The organism is Patescibacteria group bacterium, from assembly GCA_038064855.1.
In the GTDB taxonomy this organism is placed as follows: domain Bacteria; phylum Patescibacteriota; class Minisyncoccia; order Ryanbacterales; family GWA2-47-10b; genus SICQ01.
This window is the reverse complement of sequence record JBBTSE010000002.1, coordinates 1-26514: the sequence shown is the minus strand read 5'-3', so window position 1 is coordinate 26514 and position 26514 is coordinate 1. Positions and strand designations below refer to the sequence as shown.

18 protein-coding genes are annotated in these 26514 nt (G+C 60.4%); 6 read left to right on the top strand and 12 right to left on the bottom strand.

Going from position 1 to position 26514, the window contains the following annotated elements:
- Positions 1–447 precede the first annotated feature (447 nt).
- Positions 448–1569, bottom strand: coding sequence for a hypothetical protein (locus AAB417_00525; protein ID MEK7630505.1), 1122 nt, complete (start codon positions 1567–1569; stop codon positions 448–450).
- 3537 nt (positions 1570–5106) lie between these two features.
- Between AAB417_00525 and AAB417_00520 the strand changes: the two genes are divergently transcribed.
- Genes AAB417_00520 through AAB417_00505 form a run of 4 tightly spaced genes read left to right on the top strand, consistent with a single transcriptional unit; the run spans position 5107 to position 13008 of the window.
- The gene (locus tag AAB417_00520) at positions 5107–8607 is read left to right on the top strand and encodes a 6-bladed beta-propeller (protein ID MEK7630504.1); all 3501 of its coding nucleotides are present in this window, start codon (positions 5107–5109) and stop codon (positions 8605–8607) included.
- Between the two features lie 19 nt (positions 8608–8626).
- Complete coding sequence (locus AAB417_00515; GenBank protein ID MEK7630503.1) at positions 8627–9190, top strand: hypothetical protein; 564 nt, start codon at positions 8627–8629, stop codon at positions 9188–9190.
- A gap of 32 nt (positions 9191–9222) precedes the next feature.
- The gene (locus AAB417_00510) at positions 9223–9879 is read left to right on the top strand and encodes a hypothetical protein (GenBank protein MEK7630502.1); all 657 of its coding nucleotides are present in this window, start codon (positions 9223–9225) and stop codon (positions 9877–9879) included.
- Positions 9880–9918: 39 nt separating this feature from the next.
- Entirely contained in the window at positions 9919–13008 is a 3090-nt protein-coding gene (locus AAB417_00505) for a type IV secretion system DNA-binding domain-containing protein (protein MEK7630501.1), read from the top strand.
- Between the two features lie 622 nt (positions 13009–13630).
- Here the strand turns inward: AAB417_00505 and AAB417_00500 are convergent.
- The 11 genes from AAB417_00500 to AAB417_00450 form a co-directional block, all read right to left on the bottom strand.
- Positions 13631–14341 carry a hypothetical protein gene (locus AAB417_00500; GenBank protein ID MEK7630500.1) on the bottom strand — a complete coding sequence of 237 codons (711 nt, stop codon included), beginning with the start codon at positions 14339–14341 and terminating at the stop codon, positions 13631–13633.
- A 151-nt stretch (positions 14342–14492) separates the two neighbouring features.
- Complete coding sequence (locus AAB417_00495) at positions 14493–15014, bottom strand: hypothetical protein (protein MEK7630499.1); 522 nt, start codon at positions 15012–15014, stop codon at positions 14493–14495.
- 1079 nt (positions 15015–16093) lie between these two features.
- On the bottom strand, positions 16094–18100 hold the full coding sequence (locus tag AAB417_00490; protein ID MEK7630498.1) for a recombinase family protein: 2007 nt from the start codon (positions 18098–18100) through the stop codon (positions 16094–16096).
- Positions 18101–18180: 80 nt separating this feature from the next.
- A complete protein-coding gene (locus tag AAB417_00485) occupies positions 18181–19134 on the bottom strand; it encodes a DNRLRE domain-containing protein (protein ID MEK7630497.1) in 954 nt (317 codons plus the stop codon).
- Positions 19135–19231: 97 nt separating this feature from the next.
- The gene (locus AAB417_00480) at positions 19232–19510 is read right to left on the bottom strand and encodes a hypothetical protein (protein MEK7630496.1); all 279 of its coding nucleotides are present in this window, start codon (positions 19508–19510) and stop codon (positions 19232–19234) included.
- 129 nt (positions 19511–19639) lie between these two features.
- Complete coding sequence (locus AAB417_00475; protein MEK7630495.1) at positions 19640–19885, bottom strand: hypothetical protein; 246 nt, start codon at positions 19883–19885, stop codon at positions 19640–19642.
- A gap of 19 nt (positions 19886–19904) precedes the next feature.
- Positions 19905–20813, bottom strand: a complete 909-nt coding sequence (locus AAB417_00470) for an ImmA/IrrE family metallo-endopeptidase (GenBank protein ID MEK7630494.1) — start codon at positions 20811–20813, stop codon at positions 19905–19907.
- Positions 20814–20818: 5 nt separating this feature from the next.
- Positions 20819–21787 (bottom strand): hypothetical protein, encoded by a 969-nt coding sequence (locus AAB417_00465; GenBank protein MEK7630493.1) that lies wholly within the window; start codon positions 21785–21787, stop codon positions 20819–20821.
- Positions 21788–22061: 274 nt separating this feature from the next.
- Positions 22062–22685 carry a hypothetical protein gene (locus AAB417_00460; protein MEK7630492.1) on the bottom strand — a complete coding sequence of 208 codons (624 nt, stop codon included), beginning with the start codon at positions 22683–22685 and terminating at the stop codon, positions 22062–22064.
- A complete protein-coding gene (locus AAB417_00455; GenBank protein MEK7630491.1) occupies positions 22682–23056 on the bottom strand; it encodes a helix-turn-helix transcriptional regulator in 375 nt (124 codons plus the stop codon). The genes AAB417_00460 and AAB417_00455 overlap by 4 nt, the downstream gene beginning before the upstream one ends.
- A gap of 200 nt (positions 23057–23256) precedes the next feature.
- Complete coding sequence (locus tag AAB417_00450; protein MEK7630490.1) at positions 23257–24627, bottom strand: hypothetical protein; 1371 nt, start codon at positions 24625–24627, stop codon at positions 23257–23259.
- 208 nt (positions 24628–24835) lie between these two features.
- Between AAB417_00450 and AAB417_00445 the strand changes: the two genes are divergently transcribed.
- The gene (locus AAB417_00445) at positions 24836–24994 is read left to right on the top strand and encodes a hypothetical protein (protein ID MEK7630489.1); all 159 of its coding nucleotides are present in this window, start codon (positions 24836–24838) and stop codon (positions 24992–24994) included.
- Positions 24991–26496, top strand: coding sequence for a recombinase family protein (locus tag AAB417_00440; protein ID MEK7630488.1), 1506 nt, complete (start codon positions 24991–24993; stop codon positions 26494–26496). The genes AAB417_00445 and AAB417_00440 overlap by 4 nt, the downstream gene beginning before the upstream one ends.
- Positions 26497–26514: the final 18 nt, after the last annotated feature.

Here is a 26514-nt window from a genome sequence, read left to right as displayed (position 1 = left end):
TCCAACCCGCGCTGTCGTTGACGTTGCCGCCCGTTTCAGTTCTTCTCGCCTGCCAAACAGGAGGGGACATGCCGAGACAGCGCGACATCTTCGGGAACCTGCGCAGACAGGTCGACCGTACGCTCGACCTGATACGCCGAGAGATCGCCGACGTGGAGAATCACCTCTCGGGTCTCCGACAAGAAGCTCTGAAGTGGACCGCGGCACTCTCCGGTATTGGCCGAGGGCAGCCCCAGGGCGTGCGCGTTCGGTCTCCGGCTCGGTCCTCCCGAACGAGGAAGGTCGTCCGCAAGCGGAATCAGCCCTCCGGCATCGACTGGGACAAGGTGCTCGCGGGACTGCCGAACGAGTTCACGCTCGCAGAAATCCAGAAGAGGATCCCTGCCCTCTCGCGCAATCCGAGAGCCGCGGTCATGGCCGTCGCGCGCTGGTCTCGCGGGAAGGCGATCACGAAGATCGGCGATGGCCGCTACCACCGACGACCTCGAGGTCCGCATGTTGCATGACCGAGCCGACGCTCGATACCACGAGCCCGATCAGATCTTTCTGCCGGTGCACCCCGGTTCTCTTGAACGCGTCGAAGAGCTCCCTGCGTGCAGTCGCATAGGTGATGCCGAGCTTCTCGGCGATGTCCTTCAGGCGTCCGCCGGCAGCGAGCGAAACAACGAGACGAGCCTGGGCCTTGGTGAGACCGAGCGACTGCCGGACGAAGTCGATCGGCGCCACTCGTTGCTCGTCGGGATCGCTCACGAAGACAACGACCGCTGCTCGATTCGAGATGTCGCCGAGAAGTCTGCCTCGAAGCCGCGCGATGAGGAGCCCGAGCGGTCTCTTCCCCGAGGAGCGCGGGATGCGAAGCGACGCAGACTCGTTGCCGTCGGGCGCCTGCACCCCTGCGACCGTCGAGGCAAGCTCGCTTCTCGCAGCGGTGCTCTCCGCAGTGAGAGTGGCGTCCTTCACCAACAGACCATCGCTGCGATCGAGGATCGCACGGGCCTGGAGGTTTGCGGTGATGACCTTGCCCTCACGATCGAGCAGGATGACTCCCGTCCGAAACCGGTCGAGCACCTCGTGAGCGCTGTCTCGCGCGTCCGCGACGCGAGCAATCTCGCAGTGGAGGTGGAGGGCTCGGGTGAGGTGCGGCATGACGACTCTGAGGAGCCGAAGCTCTTGATTCCCGAAAGGTGGCGCCTTCCTCGGCCGAATGAGGCGGATCACCGCCATCCGTTCGGGCTCTTTGATGGGAACTCCTCCCATGATGTGGAAGAAGTCTCGGGGCCGGAGGAAGTCGTTGAAAAACTCGCTTCGGACAAGCTCGCGATCGAGGAAGACCCTGTTGCCGATGAAGGTTCCGCCGGCAGGTGTCTCCTGGATTTTGGGGCGCCTCGGATCACGGGCGAGGTAGTAGGTGTCGTAGACGCGCCGCGTCTCTTCGTCGTCCTGACCAGGGGCGATCCAGAGCGTACCGGCGTCACGTTCCTTGCCGGTCAGGTTGAGGGCCGGGGCTACGCTGCGCATCCTTCCGGCAAGGCCGCCCAAGAAGACACCCCAGCCATCGCTGGTTCCCACGGCCTCGTAGATCTGACCGACCAGATCGGTCAGGTGAAGATCGCGAGGGTGCGGCGCATGAGAGCGCCGCCTGGCTGACCGTTCGTCTTTCGGTTCCGCCACCCCGAGCGAGATACACCATTTGGTGTAGGTGACGGTACTGGTTGACTTTTGCGTTCCGGCCGGTCTAGCTCTTGGTGCTCGGCACCGGGGACAACCTGACGGAGGGGAGATGGCGGAGACGCCTGCGACTTGGTCCAGACTGTGGGCACGGAGAGCGTGCCGCGGAGCCAGCATTCTCCTTTCGGCAGTGGTTCTCGCTCACGCGACACCGGCACTTGCCATCTCGGTCGGACAGCAGGTCCAGATCGTCAACACCTGCGGGACGGGCCTGAAACTCAGGAACGGGCCCGGGGTTGCCTCCTCAGAGATCGGGACAAACCCACCACTCGACTTCCTCCAGGTAATCGGTGACGGCGTCACGGTAACGCCAGATGGTTTTCGGTGGTGGCAGGTGCGCGACGACCAGAACCGCGAGGGCTGGAGTGCGGTCGCCGAATGGCTCACACCATTTCCCTCGATCGGGATCACAGTAAGCGTCACAGCCGATGGCCACAACTTACGGTTGCGCAATCCGGCAGGTGTCACCGGAACACTCGTGGCGACGATGCCGTCGGGTACACAGATGACCGTTGTCGGCGGACCGACCTGCGCCGACGCGGGAACGAACATCGGGCAGAACCTCTGGTGGCAACTCTCCGGGTCCCCTGGGACCGGTTGGAGCACCAACGGACACTGGCTAATCACAACCTGCGGGAACAACACCAAGGAAGGTAGCGAGCAGTGTGATGGATCACCAGTCGGCTGCTCGGCCGGCCAGACCTGCACCGCTTCATGCACCTGCCAAGGTGGGGTACCTCCGGATGCCGATGGCGACAGTGTTCCGGATGCGAGCGACTCGTGTCCGGGGACTTCCTCTGGTCAGGTTGTCGATTCGGCCGGTTGTTCGTGCAGTGATCCCGGCCATACGAGCTGCAACGATGGTAACTCCTGCACGAATGACTCCTGTAACCCGAGCACTGCGCAATGCGTCACAGCGAACAACACCGTCTCATGCGACGATACACAGTTCTGTACGATCAACGACGCGTGCAACGGTGCCGGCACCTGCGTCGGCGGAACGGCCAGAGATTGCAGCGCTCAGACTGATCTATGCAACACGGGTGTCTGCAATGAATCGAACGACCAATGTGTCCAACAGCCCCGTCCCGTCTCGTGTGGCGACGGAAGGGTCTGTGGTACGGAGGCCTGTGACACCGGATTGCCGTCAAGCTGTGCCGGCGGCCAGACGTGCCGCGCAAGCGACTGCGGTGCGTGCGAAATACTCGGCTGCACCAGCGATACCCAGTGCACCAGCTTAGCCAACGACTGCAACACGGGTGTCTGTAATCTCATTACACACGCTTGCCAAAGACAGTCCCGCCCCAACAACACCAGCTGCACCGACCCCGACCCGTGCACGATCAACGACCGCTGCACCGCCGGCGTGTGCGCGGGCGGTCCTCACTGCGGCGACGATGTCATCCAGGCCGGCTGCAACGAAGAATGTGACGGCTCCCCGTCCGATTGCTCAACCGGCCAAACCTGCAACGCATCCTGTGCCTGCATTGGTGGTTCTGCTGACTGCGCGCTGAATGGCGACTGCGAGGATGCGGACGGATGCACGCTCGACCGCTGCGTCGGCGATTCCTGCCGTTACTATCCCGCACCACCGGGCATTGAAGGTCCCGTGGGTGACCCCACCTGCACCAATGGCGCTGACGACGACTGCAACGACTTTATCGACGACCTAGATCCCCGTTGCTCACCGTCCACATCTACCTGCAACTCTGTGCAAGTAATAACCTACGACGCTTCATCCTTTGCGACTTCCGCCGGACTCGTCAATTCAGATATCTCCTCAATTACCTCTAGACTTCCGTACTATGCATGGCACCCAACTGCGCTTGCCAGCGACGGAGTATCTCGTCTCCTTTTTGTTTTTGAGACCCAGCAACCGGGCGATATCACCTTCTCAATCGACTGTCCTGCCAATTCCCTTAATCCATCCATCCACACCCTTGCGGGCGCTGTTTCACAAAATCCCTGCAGCCAATCGGTACGCACGACCGAAGTAAAGAACGCTGCCTCGGTCACTCGCCACCTGGGCTACTTCATCGTCAAGAGTCCCGATCATTTTGGGGACGACACCACTCGAGACCGTTCCTATCCCTATACAATTCAGTTTACTCCAGATCCACCGTCTTCACCTCATCAACCTTGCAGCTCACCTGAACGAGTCGTGCGACTTCTACGGCCGCCTGTTCTTCTCGTGCATGGCTTCGGCGGCAGCAGAAACACTTGGCGGTCATTCCTGAACTCCGCCTCGCCCCCAGATTCGAGCGTTCACCTGACTTTTCCCCCTGCGATTCGGCCTCCTCACAAGCACTACTACTGCGTAGCTGATTACACCGGTAGTCAATTCGCGTCCTTCGCCACTGTCGCCGGCGAGATCGCTCGCGATCTTCGAGGCTGCCTCAATCGATTCGGAGTCGACAACGATGCGGTCGCGATCCAACTCGACGTCGTCGCACACAGTATGGGTGCCCTGGCTACTCGGACTCTTCCACTCTGCCAACCGGTTCCAGGCCTTTTTCAGGACTGTGTTGAAGCATTAAATCAACATCTTGGAGGCCTCTATAGGCGACCGTCGAACTTTCTCGCGGGCGATGTTCGTAGGCTCGTCAGCATCGACACACCGCACGAGGGCACACGCTGGGCCACCGTCGGCCTCGACTTCGCGTCCGCAATAGTATCCTGTCCCTTCGAGTATTCGACGGATGTCGCCGGCATCGTTGACACGGTTCTTCGGTTCTCTGACGACGATGACGATCTGCGTAACTACCTTCGGCAGGCTCACCACGGAGCTGTCGCGAACCTCTGCCCGGTTTCGGATTGCCCATCCAATGATGCCCTCCGTACGCTTAACTCACGGCCGGGTTCGATACCTACGCATTTTGTTTCTGCATCATCGTCAGCGGATGATGCCAACAGCCTGGATGCTGCCCTCTGTCATCTCGCCGACTATTTGCAGGATCTCCCTGTGACCCCGCCCTTCTGTACGGTGGCATGGAGCCCGCCGAGTGGTGGGGCGCAGCTCTTGGGCTCCCCCGCGGTCCTGACGGACCTCGTGTCGCCGATTCAGAGTCAGACGCTATCACAAGCCGGCTCTCAGGTGACCGGAGTCGGCCCCTATCTGCACACAGACGCGACTGTTTTGGCGAGATATCTTAGACTCCAGCGAGATATCCAGGAGGTTTACTCTGGCACCGTCGGCTACTGCGGGATACCGGATGCCCCATTTCCATCACGATCAATCCTTTCGCGACCGCAACTTCCGGCCGAGATCGCTAACTTGCTCGATGGTGTAGTCGATCAGTTTGTTAGAGTGCCCCCGAGTAGTCCACAACCCTAGGCAAAGTATCGTGCTAGAATATTAACATGATAATGTCCTGGTATATGAATCGGTTGGCATTACTAGCGACTGCGATCGTCGTGGTTACGGTTGCGGTCTTGCTCCTCGTGATTGGGCGAGCCGCGGCTGACCCAATGCTCGAAATCACTAGCCCCGCACCTGGCGAGCAATTCCAGCGGGGCGACATTGTGAGTGTGCTGGTAGATACGCACGGGGTGACCTTCGATGGGCTAGTCGCGACGGTACCCGGCGGGGCGGGCCGGGCCTCAGGTGGTTCCGGAATGATCCAGCTCCCGCTACCTGCAGACGTCGTCGGGCCCGTTACACTGAGGATTGCCGGACGAGTTGGCACGACGGTGTTACGCGATAGCGTCGAGATATTAGTGCTTCCCGATTTCGACTATGGGTCTGCAATTGAGGTGCCGGAGCTGATGGCGGTCCGCCCAGCCGAGGAAGAGAGTCTTTCCCTTCATGCCTACGTCGAAGGTGTCGACATTGATGTAACTGGCCTACAGGAAAGCCTCATCGAGACCGCTCACCCGAGCGTTGCCACAGTGCGACGTGAGGAAAGCCAAGGCAAGACCCGGTTTGTAATTACAGGTATTGATTACGGGGTCGCCAGCCTCCTCGTATATCTCCCGGGTGGTACTCAACGAATTATTCGGCTGGAAGTCGGCCTGCCGCGGTTCCGTGGTGACTTGACCGATGATACCCGTATTGATGCGAAAGATGAGAAAATCATCCGCGACGCCCTCGGCCGCCCTGCAAACCCCGAAGATCCGCGAGACTTGAACGGCAACGGCGTCATCGACAAGGGCGACATTGATGTCTTGAAAGGACTCCTTTCGTGCGGTTCTGCCTCTGACAAGTCACTCGTGATGGGCGGCGGCTCTGCCAAGACCGACTGCTTCGGCGAGTTTTCTCTTGCGGGTGAGCTACTACTCGACTCACGCAAGTGTGTGCCAAAGTCGAAGCAGCCCTGCACTGACGGTGCCGCGTGCGATCTCGATGGCGCGGCTGATGGCGCCTGCACCTTCAACACGCGGCTGATCTTCAACCACCAGGACCTACGGCTACCCGCATGCGTGTCTCCGGGCATCGCGTCCTACGAACTCTTGAAACCAAGCGAGAAGGATTCGGAGAAGAACGCGGACGACGCCATGAACCGGATGGGGCTCCTCGATGCTCTTGCAGGTGTTGGTGCCCTGCCCTTCATCGGCTCACTCTACACGAGCGATGTCGATCTTCGGGTACGCTTGAAGTCGAGCCGGAACGGTCCCAAGAAAGCATCGCGGGCCTTCAAGCTCCGCACGGTTGGGATTGATGGCCAGAAGGATACGGACACCATCGTCCTTGTGTGCCTACCTCCCGCTCTCGCCAGTCCCAGCCCAACGCCAGTTCCAACAAACACGCCAAGCCCGGTCTCAACTGACACGGGTTTTCTCTTGGGCGGCAGTCAGACGGGTGGTTGGGTCGACGGCCAGAACCTCTTCGCCGACGATGATCTCGATGCAGTCGGCATGAAGGTTGGCAGCGTGCGGCCAACTCACCAAGTAGGCGGATTCGGCTTCTCACTCCCCTCTGATGCAACCGTCACCGGTATCGAGGTTCAGATTGAAGGACACGTAGGCGTAGGTAACTACTTCGACGACATCTTCACTGATCTGTCGTACGACGGCGGTAGCTCGTTCATTCCGGCTTACATGGTGAATCCTGATCCGGAAGGCGGCGGCGAATGTGTGAGCACCACACCTGGGACGCCCAACTGCCGAGGGAGTGGTCTCTCTGGTGGTCGTGGCACCTGGACGATCGGTGGGTCAACCGACACCTGGGGACGAAGCTGGTCGCCGGGAGAGATTTCGGACTTGAACTTCCGCGTACGGATGTGGTGCTGGGCTCGTGGCACGACGCCTACCAACACCTGCCGTGCGGACTATGTGCAGGCACGGGTCTTCTACACGACACCTCCTCCTTCTCCGACGCCGACCCCAACAGCGACCGCTGGGTGCCAGTACACATTTGTGACCAAGTGGGGAACTCTTGGTTCTGGGGATGGGCAGCTCAACGGCGCCTACCATCTCGCCGTTGACGCCGCCGACAACGTGTATGTCACCGAGAGGGAGAACTTTCGCGTACAGAAATTCACGAGCGACGGGGTCTTTCTTGGTAGTTGGGGAAGCTACGGCGCGGGTGACGGACAGTTCGACACGCCTTCGGGCGTCGCTACTGATGGCACGCATGTGTATGTCACCGATAGGCTGAATCACCGCATTCACAAGTTCACGACTGCCGGTACATTCGTGCTCGTATGGGGTACGCGGGGTACCGGCGATGGGCAATTCGATCAGCCCACGGGTGTCGCTCTCGATACTAGCGGTAAGGTCTATGTAGCTGATCGAAACAATCATAGAATCCAAATATTTGATGGTAACGGCGGCTTCGTGGGGAAGATCGGGACTGTCGGAAGTCTCGACGGCGAGCTGTTGCAACCACGCGCCGTAGCGGTGGATGCAACAGGCAACCTGTACGTTGCCGATACGGGGAACAATCGCATCCAGAAATTTAGTTCAGGTGGATTTTTTCTCACGAAGTGGGGAGGACCTGGGGGCAGTGGTGTCGGCGAACTCATGGGGCCGGAGGATGTACGGATCGATGGTGGTAACGTGTACGTCGCCGACACTACCAACCGTCGCATCCAGAAGTTCAGCCAGAGCGGCACATTCATCGGTCAATGGGGGATGTCTGGCTCTGGCGGCGGTGAGTTCAGGGGACCGACCGGCGTGGCCGTTGACTCTGCCAGCAATGTCTATGTCGCAGATATCGATCGGATCCAGAAATTCGCCTGCATCACTCCAAGCCCAACAGCGACCCCTTCACCGACACCGACCGCCGCGCTCCCCGTGCCAGCAATCAATAACTTCACGCCTTCATCTGTGACGCTCAATACGGGGGCTGTCGATCTTTCATTCACGGGTCAGAACTTCAGTACCGGGATCCTGTATCTCTTGTGGGGTGCTTCTGATCCGCCAGGGCTTGGGAGCCTTCGAGCAACACCTGCGAGCAGCACACTCGCGACCTACCATGTCGATTCGTTCGGTGAGGGCTCCGGCGTCGGATTCCCGGAGAGGCCAGGAACCTACTTTGTCCAGCTCTATAACCCCGTGCCCAGTTTCTCCAACGGCCAGCGGAGCAACACCGTCCAGTTCGCGGTCTATCAACCATCGCCCGTCATCTCATCGATCACGGGTACCTGCCGTGCCGGCCAGACATGCAATCTCTTCAATGGCTATGATGTCCGCGTGAACGGGAGCGGGTTCGTATTCGGAGACTCGGACAACCAGGGTGCCTTAAGCCTGCAGTGGGATGTGAACGGCACACCGATACCGCGACCCGATCTGAACACACGCCCCGTCGGTACGATCGGCCAGTTGACCGTTGGCGGTTCCGTGATCGTGACCGCGGGGACGTACACCCTCCGCGTTTGCAACTACCGCACGGCATCGGGGACAGTCTGCGCCAGCGGCCCGCTGACCGTCGTGCCGTAACTCTGGGCTGGACGCTCGTATGGTGAACAAGACCGCAGCGACAGTTGTACTTATTGGAGCGGTCGCTACGGGTATCGCATCACCTGCCCTGGCCTCGAGCTTCTCCTCAAGAACCGTGTTCTTCAACGCGAACATGTTCCAGCTCATCGACGCGGACACGGGGATGTCGTTCTCGGTTTGGAAAACGAAGAGGAGAACCGTCGAGCGCGATGGCGGCAAGCCAGAGATCGTAGAGTCAATCATCGCGGGCTACTGCTTGACCATCACGACCTGCGTCACACCGAGCGGTCCGTGTAGTCAAGATACGAAAGATTGCGGCGAGTTTACGGATGACGCAGTGGTCCACGCCGGCAAGGTGATTCGCTTCACAACCAACCGCTTTGTCTACGAGTACACCATCGAGCGTCGTGGTCTGACCAACTACCACCGGCGTGACCGGACTCTCGCCGGTATGCTCACCGAGGACCATTCGCGAACCGAGTCCACCGACGGGACTGGAACGCTTTCCTCGCCCTACGGCTCCTACTCCGGCTTCGCCTACCACAACGAGGGTGTCGCGCGGCACAAGGACCAAGAGCCTTGATGTGAGTGACCCCCGGAGCAAGGGGTGAAGCCATGCCGAGATCCATACCCACCGCTGCAATCATCTCCCATTGGCATCGGCTCATTGAGAATCTCGAGACCTCGTCGCTCGAGTTCTACACCGCGGTCGAGAAGGCGATCGAGAAGCGTCAGGTTCCCGACGGAAAGCCTTCGCGTATCGACTGGCAAGAGGGTGGTCTGCTGTCCGCGAAGCGCGAGTACCTGCGGGTTTCGCGTGGCAGGCACAGCTTTGACATCTGCGCGGCACCGTTCGGCAACAGCTTCTTCGTCTCGACGTGGTTGGGGGAACCGCGGCCGTCGCCGGTTCTGCCCACCGCAGCAGCCGTCATCGGCTTCATGGTGGCCTGGAATCTGATCGGCTCTCAGCTCGGCATGGGCGTGGGACTGCTCGTCTCAGTTCTGGCTGTCGTGATCGGCCTGGGAATCGTCGGTGTTCTGCTCTCCGAGAGCGGCAAGGAAGTCTACATCGTCGTGATCCCGGTGGTCGGCTGGGTGTTCGAACGCCTCTTCCGGCCGCTCACCTACTTTCGCATCGACACCACGCTCATGTTCCAGGAGGCGGTGCATGGCGCCGTCTTGGAAGTGATCGACGCTTTAACCCAGGCCAAGGGTCTCCGGCCGCTCTCCGAGCTCGAACGCAAGCCCGTCTTGCGGGAGTTCTACAAGTAGCCTTGCCGATCACCAGCACGCTGTGAGATCGACTTCGCCGTGACGGTCGAGGAGCATCTCACCCAGGAGTTCTACCGCTGGGAGATCCGCGGTCGGGGTTGGCAGGTGTGGGATGCGCCGGTCGTCGTCGAGCCTCCGTTCCGGCCGTTCTTCGGCCACACGCTGCCTCCACGACAGGGCCAGCGCGACGATGGACGCAAGCACACGCGCTTGAGCCGCTGGGTGGAGCGCCTTCGCGGGTCGAGCGCTCGGGCGAACGAGGCCGGGCACCTCCAAAGCGAGGTCGATGACGAACCGCTTCCCCTCGAAGATCGGCTCGGTGATGAGATCGTCGAGCACACGATCACGCTGCCCGGCGATCTGAAGGTCACCAAGGAGCGCGCCGAGCGGTTTCTGTTGGCGCTCTCGCCGGTCGAGCACCCGGTCTCCTTCGAGCTAACTGGCCGATCGGGCGAGGTGCGAGTCACGCTCGCGTGTCGTGCGTCCGACTCCGCGGATATCCGGCGTGCGCTCGGTGCCTACTTCCCCGAGACGGGCATCGTTCCAGCGACCGAGTCGCTTCGCGATCTCTGGAGCTGCGCGGATGACGGGCACGGCCTCGTGGTCGACTTCGGGCTGTCGCGTGAGTTCATGCTCCCGCTCAAGATTGCCAAGGACTTCGACGTCGATCCTCTGATCTCGGTGGTGGCAGCACTCGGGGACCTTCGCGACAATGAGGTCGGTCTCGTACAGGTGCTCTCGCAGGCGACACGCAACCCGTGGGCGCCGAGCGTTCTTCGCGCGGTCACGGATGGTGATGGGGATAGCTTCTTTGCCGACGCTCCCGAGATTTTATCGCAGGCAGCCGAGAAAATCGCGCATCCTTTCTTCGCTGCTGTGGTGCGTGTCGCCGCACGCTGCCCCGATCGTGAACGCGCATGGTCATTGGTCAGGACGCTCGGCGGAAGCCTTGGGCAGTTTGCGAACCCCGGCGGCAATGAGCTGATCCCGCTTTCCAACGACGACTATCCGGACGACCTTCACGAGGAAGATCTCCTCGCTCGGCGCACGCACCGGTCAGGCATGCTCCTTTCGAGTGATGAAGTCGTCTCGCTCGTCCACCTTCCGTCGGTGTCCGTGCGCTCCGAGAGCCTCGCTCGGGAAGCACGGACCACGAGAGCGGCGGCCGGAGCTTCGCGGAAGGGCGTTGTCCTTGGCGAGAACACGCATCGCGGGAAGACCAGGACGGTCACGATCGATCCTGATCTCCGGATGCGCCACACCTACGTGGTCGGGGCATCAGGGACCGGAAAATCCACGCTGCTCCTCCGGATGATCCTGCAGGACATCGAGAACGGCGACGGCGTCGGGGTGCTCGACCCGCACGGAGACCTCATCGACGAAGTGCTTGCTCGGATTCCCGAGAAACGGTTCTCGGACGTTGCGATCCTCGATCCGTCCGATGAGGAGTACCCGGTCGGGTTCAACGTGCTCGAAGCGCACTCCGAGGTCGAGAAGAACCTTTTGTCCTCTGATCTCGTCGCGATCTTCCGGAGATTCGCGACATCCTGGGGGGACCAGATGACGTCCATCTTGGGGAACGCGATCCTCGCGTTCCTCGAGAGTGACGCCGGCGGGTCGCTCCTCGATCTCCGGAAGTTCCTCGTCGATCCGGCATTCCGGAAGGAGTTCCTTGCGAGCGTCCGGGACGCGGAGGTCGTCTACTACTTCGAAAAGGAGTACCCGCTCCTCAAAGGCAATCCGTCGGCCTCGATCTTGACGCGACTCGATGCGTTCCTGCGCCCGAAGCTCATCCGGCTCATGGTCGGTCAGCGCCGAGGCACGCTCGACCTCCGGTCACTCATGGACAGCCGGAAGATCTTCCTCGCCAAGCTCTCGCAGGGCATCATCGGACACGAAAACGCGCACCTCTTGGGTGCGCTTCTTGTCTCCAAATTCCATCAGGCTGCGCTCTCGCGCCAGCAGCTCGCCGAGAGCGAGCGGCCCGACTTCCACCTCTATATCGACGAGTTCCAGAACTTTGCCACCCCGTCGGTAGCCGCTCTCCTTGCCGAAGCTCGCAAGTACCATCTCGGTCTGGTGCTCGCGCACCAAGACACGCGGCAACTCCAAGACCAGGACGGACGGCTTTCGAGTGCTGTGCTCACCAACCCCGCCACCCGGATCTGCTTTCGCGTCGGCGATCAGGACGCGCGGCTGCTTGCGCACGGATTCTCTTCGTTCGATGCCAACGATCTCCAGTCCCTCGCCGTGGGCGAGGCGATTTGCCGGCTTGAGCGCAGTGACCAGGACTTCAACTTGCGAACGTTCCCGATCGAGGCGGTCGATCCCTCCGAGGCTCGGTCCCGGGTGGACGAGATTGTCCGGCTTTCGCGCGAGAGCTACGCGAGGCCGCGAGAAGCGGTCGAGCCGGGGCTCGGAGTCAAACGTGCGGCTACCGACGTTGAGCAGCCGCGGCCAACGACGATCGACACCCCGATCGCGGCTATGGAGCCAGTAGTGGCGGAGCACCCCGTCCCTGCAACCTCTTGCCTACCGCCAAGGGCAACACCGCCGCCATCGCGACGTCCGCCTGCAGCGACGACGTCACCCGCCGCACCGGCGTCCGGCAGAGGCGGAGCCGAACACAAGTACCTCCAACACCTCATCAAGCGACTTGCCGAGGACCGCGGCTGGAAGGCGACCATCGAGAAAGACGTCCTCGATGGCGCGGGCCGAGTCGACGTAGCGCTCTCGCGTGACGGAAAGCGCATCGCCTGCGAGATCTCAATCTCGACCAACCCCGAGCATGAGCTTGCGAACATCCAGAAGTGCCTTGCCGCCGGCTTCGACCGAGTGATCGCCGTCGCGCGAGAGAAGTCGGCGCTGCGTGACCTTTCACGAGCAGTCCAGTCGTCGCTTGCGTCAGAGAGCCTAGCCCGCGTCACCGTCTGCTCGCCGGAAGGGCTGATAGTGCATCTCGACACCGAGGAGGCGGAAGCCGGTACACCAGCGACCGTTCGCGGCTACAAAGTGCGCGTCAACTACCGGGCACCCACCGCGAGCGACTCCCGCGCCAGGGTAGAGGCCGTGTCGCGCATACTTGCAAAGGGCGCTCGACGTGTCCGCAGGGCCACGGACGTTCTGTAGCTGGATCTCACCGACGTTGTTCCATTCGCGGCTGCGAGGAGTAGAGAGCAGGGTTGTGACCCTGCTCTCTACTCCTCCGTCAGTTCTTTCGGCAGAGCGCGATGGTCACGAATTCCGGGCGGCTGTCGGCAGAGGACGTGGCTCCGGTGATCGCCCCAACGCTCGCCGGACCGACGGCAACCGCATGAGTATGGCTCGCACCGCACACGTAGTGGTCTGATCCGCCGCTATTGTCATCGACCCACCGCACATCCGAGCAGCTGTTACTCGTGATCCCACTATGCGTGTGCGGTGGTATCGCGACACCTCGAACGACCGGCTCGCCTGGATCCCCGGGATTGGTTCGACTCGGAGCCGCTTGCTTCGTCCCTCGGTGCATCGATCCTCCGGATTCAGGAGATCATCGACAGGCGTGATGCGGAGCGCGACGGTCTTGCCCTGGACCTTGCGCGTCCACTGGTAGTGGAGCCCGTGTAGCTGTGGAGGCGTTGCCTGGCACCAACAGCGGCCGCTACATCTCGTTTCTCGTTCGTGGAATCGGGATAGCTCTGAAATGCCACGAGCCAGCTCCACTTGGAGCTGGCTCTATTCTATTCGCGAGAGAAGACCGTTGCGGTCGCTGTTAGACGTGACAATGGATGACACCCATTCCTTCCTCGTTCGGATTGTAATTGGAGCGATTACTGGAAAATGTTGCCCCGGTCTCCCGTAGGCCGGAGATTTTCGACACTTCGTAGAGTCCCCAAGCGATCGACCCGTCCGACTGACTTGGGTCAGATGTCTGAAAACCTCGCATGACCTCGTTTCCCTCGATACTTCTGCCGTGGGCGTGAGGTTCGACGATTCGCGTTGCCCCGTCATAGGTAAACTCAACGACCGCGCGGCGGGCGATCGCTTGGCAAATTGCGGCGTTGCCATGATTTGCAATTCGTCGCGCTCTCAGCTGACTCAAGCTCTCTCTGACACGAAGCGACCCTACCGCTCGTCGCACAAAAACCTGCGCCCGCAAAAAAAAGAGGGGCAGTAACACTAGCCACAGCCCCCAGACGAAATGCCACCACCACGGTACGACAGCAAAGATCCCCGCAAGCCCGAACAGCACAAGAGGCGCAGTACCTACGAACGCGAAACTCGTATATACAGGTGTTAGAGCGTCGCGTTCTTCGATGCCTGCAACCGTGCCGGGGAGTGCGTTGATGATGCTCTGAAAATAGCTCAGTGCCGCAATGCTAAGAGCTATCAGCAGGAAGTACTGTGTTTCGATATCGGGACATGTGCGAATATCGATGAATCCAGCTGAGGTGATTCCGGGATGGGGATTTACGCCAAGCAAACAGTCACTCGCGGTCGCTGCTTTCGCGGGGAAAACACAATAGTACGCCCAAGAGAGCGTATGGGTTTCGCAAGCAGTGGACACGTCCCGGTGGTCTCCTTCTCAGAGAACCTAGCAGGATCCAGAAGGAACTTCCAAAGTCAGAGACGCGCTATGCGGCCTTCTGGAGGTCTGCCAAGAGAGCCTTGCTCGCATGGCGAACGCGGACCCAGGAACCAGCTGGCGCAAGAGCTCTCGTCTGTTGCGCGTTGGTAGAATTGGCATTGGTCTCAGTCACTACGGTGCGCTCATCAACAACTCGCGCATAGACTAGAACGTTCCCTTGTTCTAGCTTGACGATCCCTTCGGCAGCGAGCCGGTTGATGATGTGGTCTTCCGACTCGGGGAATTGCTCGCAAACTACGGTGATCTTCTTGACGCCTTTCTTTGCGGCGCGTCGCGCTGCGTTAACAAACTCCTCCTGAAGGTCAGCGCTGGCGTTTCCGACGTCACACCGACGGCAACGAATCGTTATGGAGGATTTTGCGGCGTCAATATCCTTGATCAAGTCCCTTACATGATCCGACGCATCCTCATAGTCGAGATGTTTAACTGAGGGAGCGTACACAAGAACCCAATATCGAATGATCGTGTAGACAGCGAGGATGAAGGCAAGTAGCGCGAGGAGTGCCAAAGATCCCATTACCTCTCTCCTTCTCGTCGGCAATTTCGGCGATTCGCTTGAGGGACACAGTACAAGGCAAAGCACATGGCTCCCCGAATGGGGATCGCCATGGGTGGCGGGGTAGTCAAGGAACCGTCAATCATAGGATATCACATACTGAGGACGTCCGGGAAGACGGGTCGCCAGGTCATCTCGGCGATGATGGAGGGCGAGCGCCCGAGTTGTGCGGCCCCAAGTGGCTGCCCAACCCCGGCTGCACGGCCATCCGCGCCGGTACGAAGACGAGCGAGGTCACTCTCGGTGGCCGCCGGATCCCACTGCGCCGGCTCCGGGCTCGCTCCGTCGACGGCCACGAACTCGCCCTGCCGAGCTTCGCCTTCGCCGCCTCGCGCGATCCCCTCGATCGCCACCCCCTGGCCGCCGTCTCGCGCGGCGTGTCCGCCCGGGGCTACGCCGACACCCTCGAGGTCCTGCCCAAGAGCGAGGCGGAGCGTTCGGTGTCGCACTCGACCGTCTCCCGGCGCTTCGTCGCTCTCTCGGCCGAGAAGCTGCGCGAGCTCCTGTCCCGCCCCCTCGCGGGTCTGAATCTGTGCGTCGAGGACGCTGGCGATTCCATGGCCGGCGCGAGGTCGCATGGGCTTGTGCGGGTAGTGAGCGACCATGATGGTTGGGGGCGCGCAGTCGTCTGTGAACGCCAACGGTGCCAGGGTGGGTTTTGGGCAGTCAACAGACTTTCTTGCGAGTGCCGAGCTGAGGGGAGGGTGGTTTTTGGGGGAACTCCGTCGGAGACCGAAGAAGCTGCTTGGCAGCGAACGAATCTGCACTGAGCCCCCTCCCTAGAGACGTCGCCGCCTACGCACAGGCTGTCACGTGCGACCACGGGCAACTATCCCGATCAGGAGGGCATCGCAAACGCACGGCCATGTGAGGCTGCCCCGTCGGCAGCCAACTCGCCAGATAGACGGACGGGTCCTCGCGGTTCTTTCGAGTGGGCAGAAAACGCCTGGGAGGCGCCAGGACCTCCTTTTGGCCATGGGAGGTGCCGTGGGGCTACCCCTCCCTCGAGTGCGTAATCCGGCCCATGCCGATCAGTGATTCTGATCCTCCCCCGCTTTGGTGGACAGCTTGACTACGCCGCCAACGGTGAAGATGGCGCTGGCGGCCGTGACCGATCGCCGCGCCATCCTTGGGATGCCCTGCTCCGCCCGCGCGACCGTCCCCTCATCGAGACCGACCAGCCCGGCAACTCGTCTTCGAGAAAGCCCCCGGGCCTCCCGAGCAGCCCGAAGGCGCTCGCCAAGGGTCCAGGCGGGATTGATGGGACAGAAGCCGAGGAAGGTGTGGATTGCCGGGATGAGGCGGACAGGTGGCTCGTGCTGGCCCAGCTCCCAATGGCAGATCGTCTCCGCCGTCACCCTGATCTGGGCGGCAACATCCTCTTGCCGGAGGCCGAGATCGAGCCGGCACCGCTTGAGGTGGTCGCCGAGGGATTTGGGAGTCTGGGGGTAGTTTTTTCCTCGTGGTTTCGAGCCCCTGAGGAGCCAATGGCAAGAAGGCAACGCTGCCATGGCACTGCGTTGCCTTTCTGCCACGGTCTTACCGACGAAAGGGAGGTGGAACACCTCGATCTGGACCTCGTTGGTGCCGACCGTGATCCGTTCGGTGATGTTCTCGACCAGCTCCCGCTTCTCGTCCTGCGTCAGGTCTGACCAGCGCGAGGCGAGGTCTTGGGATTCGACAACCACCTCGTCCCGAGAGAGGTGCTGGATGCGGAAGAAGTCGAGCTCGCCCTGGAGAGCCGGGATCTGGTCTTCGAGTTGCTTAAGGCGCTCCTCCATCGGACGGTATTCCCGGCCGAAGCCATCCTTCGAGATCTGGTCCGAGAGGTAGAGCTGCATCACCCGGTCCATCTCTCGGGTGAGCTTGCCGCGCTCACCCTCCAGGACTCCCAGGAGATCCTCCTTCTTCTTCATCTCCTCATCGGCCTGGGTGAGGTACTCGGCAATGTCGCCGGGCGAGAAGACGAACGCCTTGAGCTGCTCCCGGAAGACGGCTTCGAGGTCGTCGGTTGGGATCTTGTTGCGGCACTTCGGGCAGATGTACTTGGGGGAGTTAGAGGGAACGGACATCTTCCCGCCGCAGTGGCAGAAGACGAGACCCGCGAAGAGGTGGACGGTTCGCCGAGCAGGTCCCTTTCCGGTCTTTCGCCGCGCATCGAGGATGGCGTTCGCCCGCTCCCAGATCTCCTCCGAGACGATCGCCTCCACCTCGGAGAAGACCCAGTCCGCCTCGGGCTTGAGCACCCAGTGCTTCTTGTCGCCGGTGCTGCGGGTGTAGTTGGCTTTTCGAAGACCCTTGGCCGTGGGATCACGCAACAGACGGTCGACGGTCGTGTCCGTCCACTTCGATCCGTTGCGGGTTCGGTGGCCGGCGTCGTTCAACAGCCGAGCGACCGTCTTCTTCCGCCGATGCTCAAGGAAGAGGTCGTAGAGGAGCTTCCTGATTGGAGCCTCGTTCGGGGCCGGGACGAGTTCTCGGGCCTCCCAGCGGTAGCCGAACGGAGCCGCTCCTCCGAGCGGCTTGCCGAGCTTGGCCCGGATCGGAACCGAGGCCGCGACGCGTTCTGCGATCTCCTCCCGCTCCCACTGCGCCATGGCCGCGATCATCGTGTAGAAGAGCCGGCCCGCGGGGCTCGAGGTGTCGATCGACTCCTGGAGCGAGATGAGATCGGCCTCGTACTCGCGGAAGCGATCGGCGAGATCAAGGAGTTCTCGGGTGTTGCGCGCGAGCTTCGAGAAGATGAGCCCGGTGATCCGGCCTTCCCGGACGTCTTTGAGCATCCGTTCGGCCTCCGGGTGCCCGAGGACCGACTTCCCGCTCACCGCTTCGAGGTGGTAGACCTCGCGGACCTGCCAGCCCTTGGCCTCGGCGTAGGCGTGGGCTCGGCGCTCGTGGTGCTCGGGACTCTCGCCCCGGGCCTGGTCTTCTGTCGAGACCCGAATCCAAATGCCGACGGCCTTGGTCGCGTCGGCAAGCCGCGCCGCCTCAGGTTTCATCGCCGGCTCTCCCAGCGTCTCCAGCCACTTGAGGACCAAGTCAAGCGGTTGAGCAACGAATCCTCGTCTTGTATCAACTTGCCAACACCAACTGAAATCTCCTGCGCGAAGACCCGAGCCTAGCTCTTTCGGCAGAGCGCGATGGTAATGAATTCCGGGCGGCTGTCGACGGGCGAAGTTGCTCCGTTGACCGTCCCGCCGCTCGCTGGCCCGGTAGCAATTGCATGACTGTGGTTGGCACCGCACACATAGTGATCGGATCCGCCGCTGTTGTCATCGACCCACCGAACATCGGAGCAGCTGTTGCTCGTATTTCCACTGTGCGTGTGTGGCGGTATCGTGAGACCATCTACACTATGCCCATGCCCATTGCTGCCACCACTCACACCTGGAGTGGTTGATGCGACAAGGAATCTGCCCTCGTAGCCTGTTACCGCGCTAAAGCCGGTTGGGCACACGCCATCAGAAAGAAGGATGGCGCCCGCAGGTACCCCGAAGCTCATGTCGAGGGTGATGTCGAGCCGTGCTTCGTGGCTCGTTGTCGTGTTCTCACGGCTATCGAACTGGACGTTGAGGGTGGAACCTGGGGACCGAATGAGCGCGACTCCCTCGTTCGGGCTCGTCCCATCTATCCAGCCCTGAACGAGCTGCGTGGCATCAATGATTGTGTAGCCGCGCCCGGTCACACTCACATTCGACTCGACTGGTGAACTCGCAAGCAGGGGCGCGTTGGCGTGCGTGATGGTCCCTTGATTCCACTCACCGACCACACGGAACACATCGAACGAACCGCCCGTTGACACGGTGTTCGCCCATACTTTGATGGTGGCCTTTGCGACATCAGCACCCGTCGTTCCAGCAGGAAGAACCGGCGGTAAGAAGAAGCGGAGCCAGCAGCGCTCGCTGCTGCTCACACGGCAAGTAGTGGCGGCCCCGTTGTTCGTGGTTGAAAACACTGATGACGTATACGCATCGCGAGTAAGCACTCCTTCGGTCGCGGAGGCAAGACGGTCAGCGCTTACGAGCCAGAGCGCTCCTGCCAACGTTACCACAAACCTAACACGTGAACTCATCTGATTCCTCCTTTCACCTTATGCTCAGACACATATACAGTATCGTCACTTCCACGATCTTTGGTCCGCTCGACCTGTAGACCGTACCGCACAACACTCAGCCCCCCTGGGTGTCCTGGCGGAAATAGTATCCCATAACGAAACCCATTGCCGATCCCCAATATCCAGCGAGAACCGGAACAGCCTTAATCGCGCTCTCTATGTCTCCTTTTGTTATTGCTACGACAAATACCACGATCGTTAGCAGTATCCCCGTTAATATATACCCAAGAGCTACAACCCAGGCGATTCCTCCTTGGCGGCGCTCCTTTGCCGTTTCTTCCGTTACCGCCGACTCCGCCTTGCCTACCCGCCGGTCAACCCACTTGGAGAGCATTTCCTCGCGAATAGGTTCCACTTACTTCACCCCTCGCTGCACAGCACAGGATCGGCGACTTTCGGCGGCACACACATCTCGTCCCACTCTGTGCTTAATCGCTCCCTCGATCCTCTGTTTCCTGATTCATCACGGCGATGGAGGTTCATCCCTATGTTCTCCCACTTCAGAAGTCGCAACCTTCAACCCACTCTCGTCATCCGTTCGTCTGCCACCGCTCCGGGCTCGCTGAGAGGGGAACAGTCCTGGCTCAAGAATAACTCCCTTGATCTCTCCATCGGTATCTCGCAAAAGCACTTCTTTGTTTGATGCAAGCTGCTCGATGACCCAGTCATAAACGCCGATCGATCGGCGTACGACCTCTGCTCGGCTCACGCCAAGCTCCTGAGCAAGTTCATCTAGGCGGTCGAGGGCCTGCTGCGAGAGCAGAAACGTCGTCTTCTCCTTGGGGGGCACTTATCTCTCCTTTCTCAACAAGAACTCCTTCTGCCAGTAGGATATCCCGCAACTTTCGACGCTCACCGCCGTTCAGATGCTGCTGCCCGGATTCTGCTTGGCAAACTTGGAATTCTCTTGCTTCCTGTTTACGCTGCATCACCTCTGGTCCATCAAGAGTCCAAGATCCATGCGGAAGGATGCGCTCCTCGAAAATTCTACGCATCCGTAGCCCTTGGCGCATCGCCTCCAGAGGGTTTCCACTCATAATCTCGTGGAGCAACAAGCGCTCTTGAGCGAGGGTCCTATCCACATACCAGTGATACACGCATGATAGTGCGCTCTGTAGGGCAACAGCCGTCGGCGGTCGTCCCTGGACCTCTTCGAGCGCCGTGATCAGTCTTGTCGGGGCAAGGCACAGTAGTGCAAAGACGTTTGCCTCGATCTCCAATAACCTTCTGGTGTCATTGCTCTCCAAAAACCAGCTCTCGGCTGGTTTTGCTACAAGCATACCAGGCCGCATGAGCTTTCCGTGAAGAAAAATATGCCCAAGCTCGTGAGCTATACAGAACCGACGAATGACACGATCCGCCAAAGGTCGAACGAGAATCGCAAAAAGTGATCGCTGCTTGCCATTGATCAAGTGATTCCATTTTACCACTGCCGCAAGAAGGCCCTTCGGTAGTGGCTGATTGTCAAAAAGGCCTATGTTTGGATATCTTGCTATATGTCCTCCGATCAGTTCCTCCGAGAGGATCCGCTTATTGACGACAGTACAGCCAAGCCTCTTCAAGAAGCGTGATACCGCGAGGCTTGTACGACAGAATTCAGCGAAGCGTTCCGTTGCGCCATCTGTTGCCGCATGCATAGCTCTTACTCCGCATCTGGCTTATCGGTTTTGCACTTGAGTATGAGGGTCGCGAAGATGTCAGCCATGTTGATATGTTTGATATCGTGAGCCGTGATGATCTTTTGTCCGGAGCCGAGTGTACCGCCGGCTATCCGCAGTGTCGCCGTGGTACCTTTTACAGGTGACGCACCTTCCGGTTCCTCCGTCGGGCAGTCTCGACGAACGCGGCGATCCAAATAACCTGTGCGATCATAGAGGGCATTCAGTGTTAACGCCGAGGGTGTTGGCGTGAGGAGCGTGAGTATTTCTTCGACGCTCATGCCCAATAGAGCTGCTACTTGCTGATCCGTAAGCCTCCGGTGATAGGCTCGACGCTTAATCCGTGCCGCCTCAAGGGGACCGATTTCTAGCGCCTGGGCAATGGCGTGAATTGAGAAGCAGCGAGCTCGATACACTCGCCTACGCATGAAGACGAAGCGTGCATAGTCATCATCATCGATGCGTAGTTGCTCAGTAGCTCTGGTTTTGCGGCGGCTGTTAGCCACCGCCGTGATGAGAAGAATCCCTTCGGGAAGTCTCCAGCCTCGGTCCGCATGAAGCTTGATCGATCGGACGAGTTCGTCCATCAACTGGTTCAACCACTCGCTAATGGCATCAAAATCACTGCGCGGTTCAACTTCTACACCCGCGTTGAAGAGGGTCGTTATGATGCGACGCGTGGCTTCGGTCTTCTGTGCGTCACGTGAATAGACCGAGACGAAACCTGACCAGCAAGCCCAGCTATCTGCAGCCGCTCCGAGAATCTCAGATAGGTGCTCTGAAGTAGCTGCTCGGTTCGGATCGATCTCGAGAACACGGCGTACGAGCTGTCGCTGCTCAATCGTCCCATCGAGGAACCTCTCAAGAAACGCGATCTGCTCCTTGGAGAGCTGAGAGAGGCTGCTTCTGAGTGCGCGATCCTGGTCGTCATCTTCATCGCGGCATCGCGGCATTTGGTTCTCCCTTTCGGCAAATGCGCTTCTGCGAATTCGTTTCCTGCCATGATGAACCCGATCGTTCCTCCCTTACGACCAGCGCGACATGGCCACGGGTGTCTGGTTCTACGTTCTGATCTGGACAGCCACAGCATCCTCCTTTCGCTAGGTGTGTCGGCTTCGAACTAGGCTCTAGAAAGTTACGTCTTGGGGACTGTATGGCAGCAGAAAGGTGGCGTGTCAACAGCGAAACGGATGTCAAAAGGAGGTATTGACAGAAAGCGCCGTAAGATCAATGATTTAAGGAGATCCTCGTCCCTTTCCTGGGATGGGGGCCTGGGTGGGGGCTCTGCGGGGCCTTCGGTGTTCTCCCGGGCCCCGCAGAGTTCCCCAACCCCAACCAAACATGGTTGGGGTTTTCGCACTCTGTGGGGCTTGGACAGCCGACCACCATTGCCGCCGCATCGAACACCGCCTGCCGCTGATCCTCGCTCATCCAGAGCCTGCGCTTTGGCGGTCGGTATAGGCCGAGTTCCGGAAAGCGAGCGACGATCACGCCCGCGATTTCGTGTTTGTTCCGTGCGCCCTGGCGCGCGAAGACGCCGCGCATCTTCGCGGTCGAGACCCTGCGAAGAGAGACTCGTCGCTGGGTTGCGAGTTCGGCGACCTGGCGGAGCGTCTTCTCGATCCGCGGCCCCCTCCGGGAACTCGGATCGTCAATATCCTCGACGACGATCACGGAGGGCCGGTAGAGCCGGATGAGGTCGTCGACCTTCTCGAGAGTGTTTCGTTCCTTCTCCTCGCGGATATCGCGAAGGCCCCAGTCGATGAGGTGATCCGATCCCTCGATGACCACGAAGCCGAAGCCTCTCGTGTTGAGATCGATCGCGAGCACGCGAAGAAGCCGCTTCTTCAAGGAAGCGGTTCGAGCCGGTAATCGAGGTCGTCGGGCGGTCGGCGCGTGATGATCGTGAACGCCGCGAGTTTGCGGTCGAGCCGGGGGTCATCGCGTCTCTTCTTCAGCCGGAGTCGGAGGAGGTGTGCACGCCGACGGGCATCCTTCTCCACCTGCTCGAAGGCACCCGCGAAGAGCTCACGAACTGGAGTGTCGAAGATGATCTCACAGAGCAGGGCGTTCTTGAGCGTGGGCTCACGAAGGAACCGTTCGTAGTGCGAGACCTTGGCAGCGGACCGACATCCCAACAGAAACGCCACCTCTCGTTGCGAGAGTCCGGCCCGTTTCCGGGAGCCGCGAAGGTAGTTGGGGAGCCTTGCCTGGTGCGCCATACAGATTCAGGGTCCGCCAAAATCCAATCGCGGGTAAGGATGGGAAAGTTGCCGAGAGCGTAAACTTCTGTGGATTGGTGAATCGAGTCGAGAGACATGGATGGCTGGGTAGACAATGGGGATGTAGGGGACATCAAACATAACGGATGGGGTGGCCCAATCGCTACGCAGAATGTGGTTTCACCGATTGACGTTGTCGTCTACGCTGCCTTCGCAACATCCCCGATGTCCCCCATGTCCACCCGGTCGGGTTTGTCCAACTCTTCTCCGCTGTCGAGGCCGTACTTCTCGCGCAGGAGCGGGAGACGCAAGAGTTCTTCTGGTGGGATCACGAAACTGCCGTGGCTTTTCTGCGCCCGGAGGCCGAGGCGTCTGCGAATGATCGTGCCGATCCACTTCGAGGTGACCTTCCGGTCGTAGTCCTCGCCGTGGCGCTCGGTAAAGAGACGCGTGATCTCACCCACGGACGCTCTCCCGTTGGGTGCGGCGGCGAGATCCGAGATCACCTCGAGCACCTGCGCTTCGGTGTCCATCGCGCGCTCAGCGACGATCTCGCGGTGGTAGCGGCGCGCGACATCGTGGAGCTCGCGCTTCGTCTCGGGATCATCGATCACCGAGAGGAGCGGAACGAAGACCTGGTTGAGCCGGGGCTCGACCGAGCGATCAACGAGACTCTCGTTGGGAAGACGCTTTCCCCAGTTCCGGAAGCGGAAGAGAAGGAGCTGGTTGCGGATGTGCCCGGCTTCTTCCTCGGCGTCGACCGGTTGGTTGATCGGGATGTCGTGGCGAAGTCGCCTGCCGCCCATCTCTTCGGTGATGAACCGGCTCTCGAGTGCCCGATCTTGGAAGTAGCCGCGGGTGGCGACAAGCTTGGGTCCGAAGACCTGGTAGGCTCGCGGGTTGAACTCGCCTTTCTCGGAGGCCTGGCTGCGCAGCACGGGGAAGCCGCGGGCATTGCCGTTGTTCAAGATCTTCACAACCTCCGCCTTCTCGTCCGACACGCGGATGTCGCCCTCGTCGATGATGAGGGTTCCGCGGAAGGTATCGAGCAGACGGAAGAGCGGCGAGACCGTGGAGGCACCCGAGGCGAAGATCGGCTTGTAGCAGAGAGACCCCACCGTCAGGAGAAAGCGCGTCTTGCCGCTGCCGGGGTCTCCCCGAACACGGAGGTAGGGAAGCTCGTTGAAACCGTCGTAGAGCCAGGTCAGGATGACATAGTAGACGACGATCCTCTCGAAGAGCGGAGTCACATCCACGTAACGGTGGATGAAGGCTTGGATGCGGTCGACGAGTTCCTTCTCCGACCCGTACTCTTCGGGTCCCGCCGGGAAGAGGACGATGCGATTCTTGATGAGGTTGTTGTAGGGCGAGTACGGGACGAGCTTTCGGTTCTGGCCGGCATCGATTTGGAGCTCAAGCGTCCACTTCTCATCCTTCCAGACCGCGAACGCGGTCTTCTTGCGCTTCGGATCGTAGATCATCTCGATCATTCGTCCGTCTTCCTCGACCGACGAGACCATCGGAATGCGCCGGAGCGCCCCCGCATTTGCGATGTGAGTGAATTGTTCCATACTCGAGACGGTACGCGTGATCGTTGCCGTCGCGAAGGATGGGAGAGTTGGCGGCGACGACATGATGCCCACTCGTCCGCGTTCCGCCTCCGGAGAGTTGACACCCGTCAAGGACAGCTTCTAGTATGCGAGCAGGGATGGGTACTTCGTCGAGAACGACAACTTCTCCATCCTCCTCGCTGCCGGCGCTTCTCGCTACGCTCCCTTCATGGAGCTCACCGAGGACGACATCCGAGAATACCAGGCGATCTGGAAGAAAGAGTTTGGCGAGGAGATCTCGGTTGAAGAGGCGCGACGCTCGGCCTCGCAGCTTCTCGAACTCTACCGGTCACTCCTCTTCGAAGACCCTCCGCCTCCACTCTCATGAACTACTTTCTTTACTGCAGAAAATCTTCCGAGGACGAGGACCGTCAAGTTCTCTCCATCGACTCCCAGCGCCGCGAGATGGAACGGTGTGCTTCGGCGTGGCCGGATGTGACGATCGTACGGGTGTATGAGGAATCGCGCAGCGCACGCACGCCGGGCCGTCCGATCTTCGAGGAGATGGTCCGGCGCATCGAAAAAGGCGAGGCCGAGGGGATCATCGCCTGGCACCCCGATCGCCTTGCGCGAAACTCGATCGACGGCGGCAGGATCATCTACCTGCTCGACACGGGGCGGCTCCGCGATCTCAAGTTTGCGACCTTCACCTTCGAGAACAACCCGCAAGGAAAGTTCATGCTGGCGATCACCTTCGGATATTCCAAGTACTACGTCGACAGTCTGTCGGAGAACATCCGTCGCGGAAACCGCACCAAGGTGGAACATGGCTGGCTGCCCACCCGTGCTCCGCTTGGCTACCTCAACGACCATGAGACACGAACCACGGTTCCCGATCCCGAACGCTTTCCGCTCGTTCGTCGCATGTGGGAGTTGGCACTCACGGGCGTCTTTGCACCTCGGAGGATCTGGGACATCTCTACTTGCGAGTGGGGACTCACCACACCCAAGCGAAAGCGCATGGGTGGCGGGCCGATCACGCTCTCTGCCGTCTACAAGATCCTCTCGAACCAATTCTACGCGGGTGTTCTCGAATGGGAGGGCAAGATCTACACCGGCAAGCACAAGCCGCTGGTCACGCTCGACGAGTTCGATCGGGTTCAGGAGATCCTCGGACGACCGGGGAGAGCTCGCCCCAAGCACCACCAGTTCACCTACACCGGTATGTTCCGGTGTGGCGAGTGCGCGCTCTCCGTGACCGCCGAGAACAAAGTGAACCGCTTCGGCTCTCGCTACACCTACTACCACTGCACGCGGCGGAGACAGGACTACCGTTGCCGGCAGCCCGTCATCGAGCAGGCCCAGCTCGAAGCGCAGCTCCTCGACTTCCTCCGCGCGATCACTCTCCCAGAGAGCTTCAGGGGGTACGTGCTCGACCGACTTGAGCGCCTGGCGCGCACCGGTGCCAGCGACCACGACGGGCAACGTCGATCGCTCGAGAAGGCGCTCCTCTCGATCGACACCCAGCTCCGGAATCTCAGAAAGCTGCGGGTGCGCGACATCCTGAGCGATGACGACTTCCTGGGCGATCGGGCCGAGCTCGAACGCGAGCAGCTCCGACTCCGTCAATCTCTCGAGAGACTCCAGCGGGCACGCGGATGGTTCGAACCCGGCCGAGAGCTCGTTTCCTTCAACACTGGACTCGTTTCTCAGTTTGAGCGCGGCGAGCCCGCCACCAAACGCCTCGTGCTCGAAACAGTGGGTTCGAACCCGACCCTCCGCGACCGAAAGCTGTTGCTGGAGGCCAAGAAACCATTCCGGCGATGGTCGAAAACACCATCAAATTCTGAACTGTGGTGTCATTATATCATTTGCTCGAACTTTTTTTGAGCGAGAATGAATCGTTTC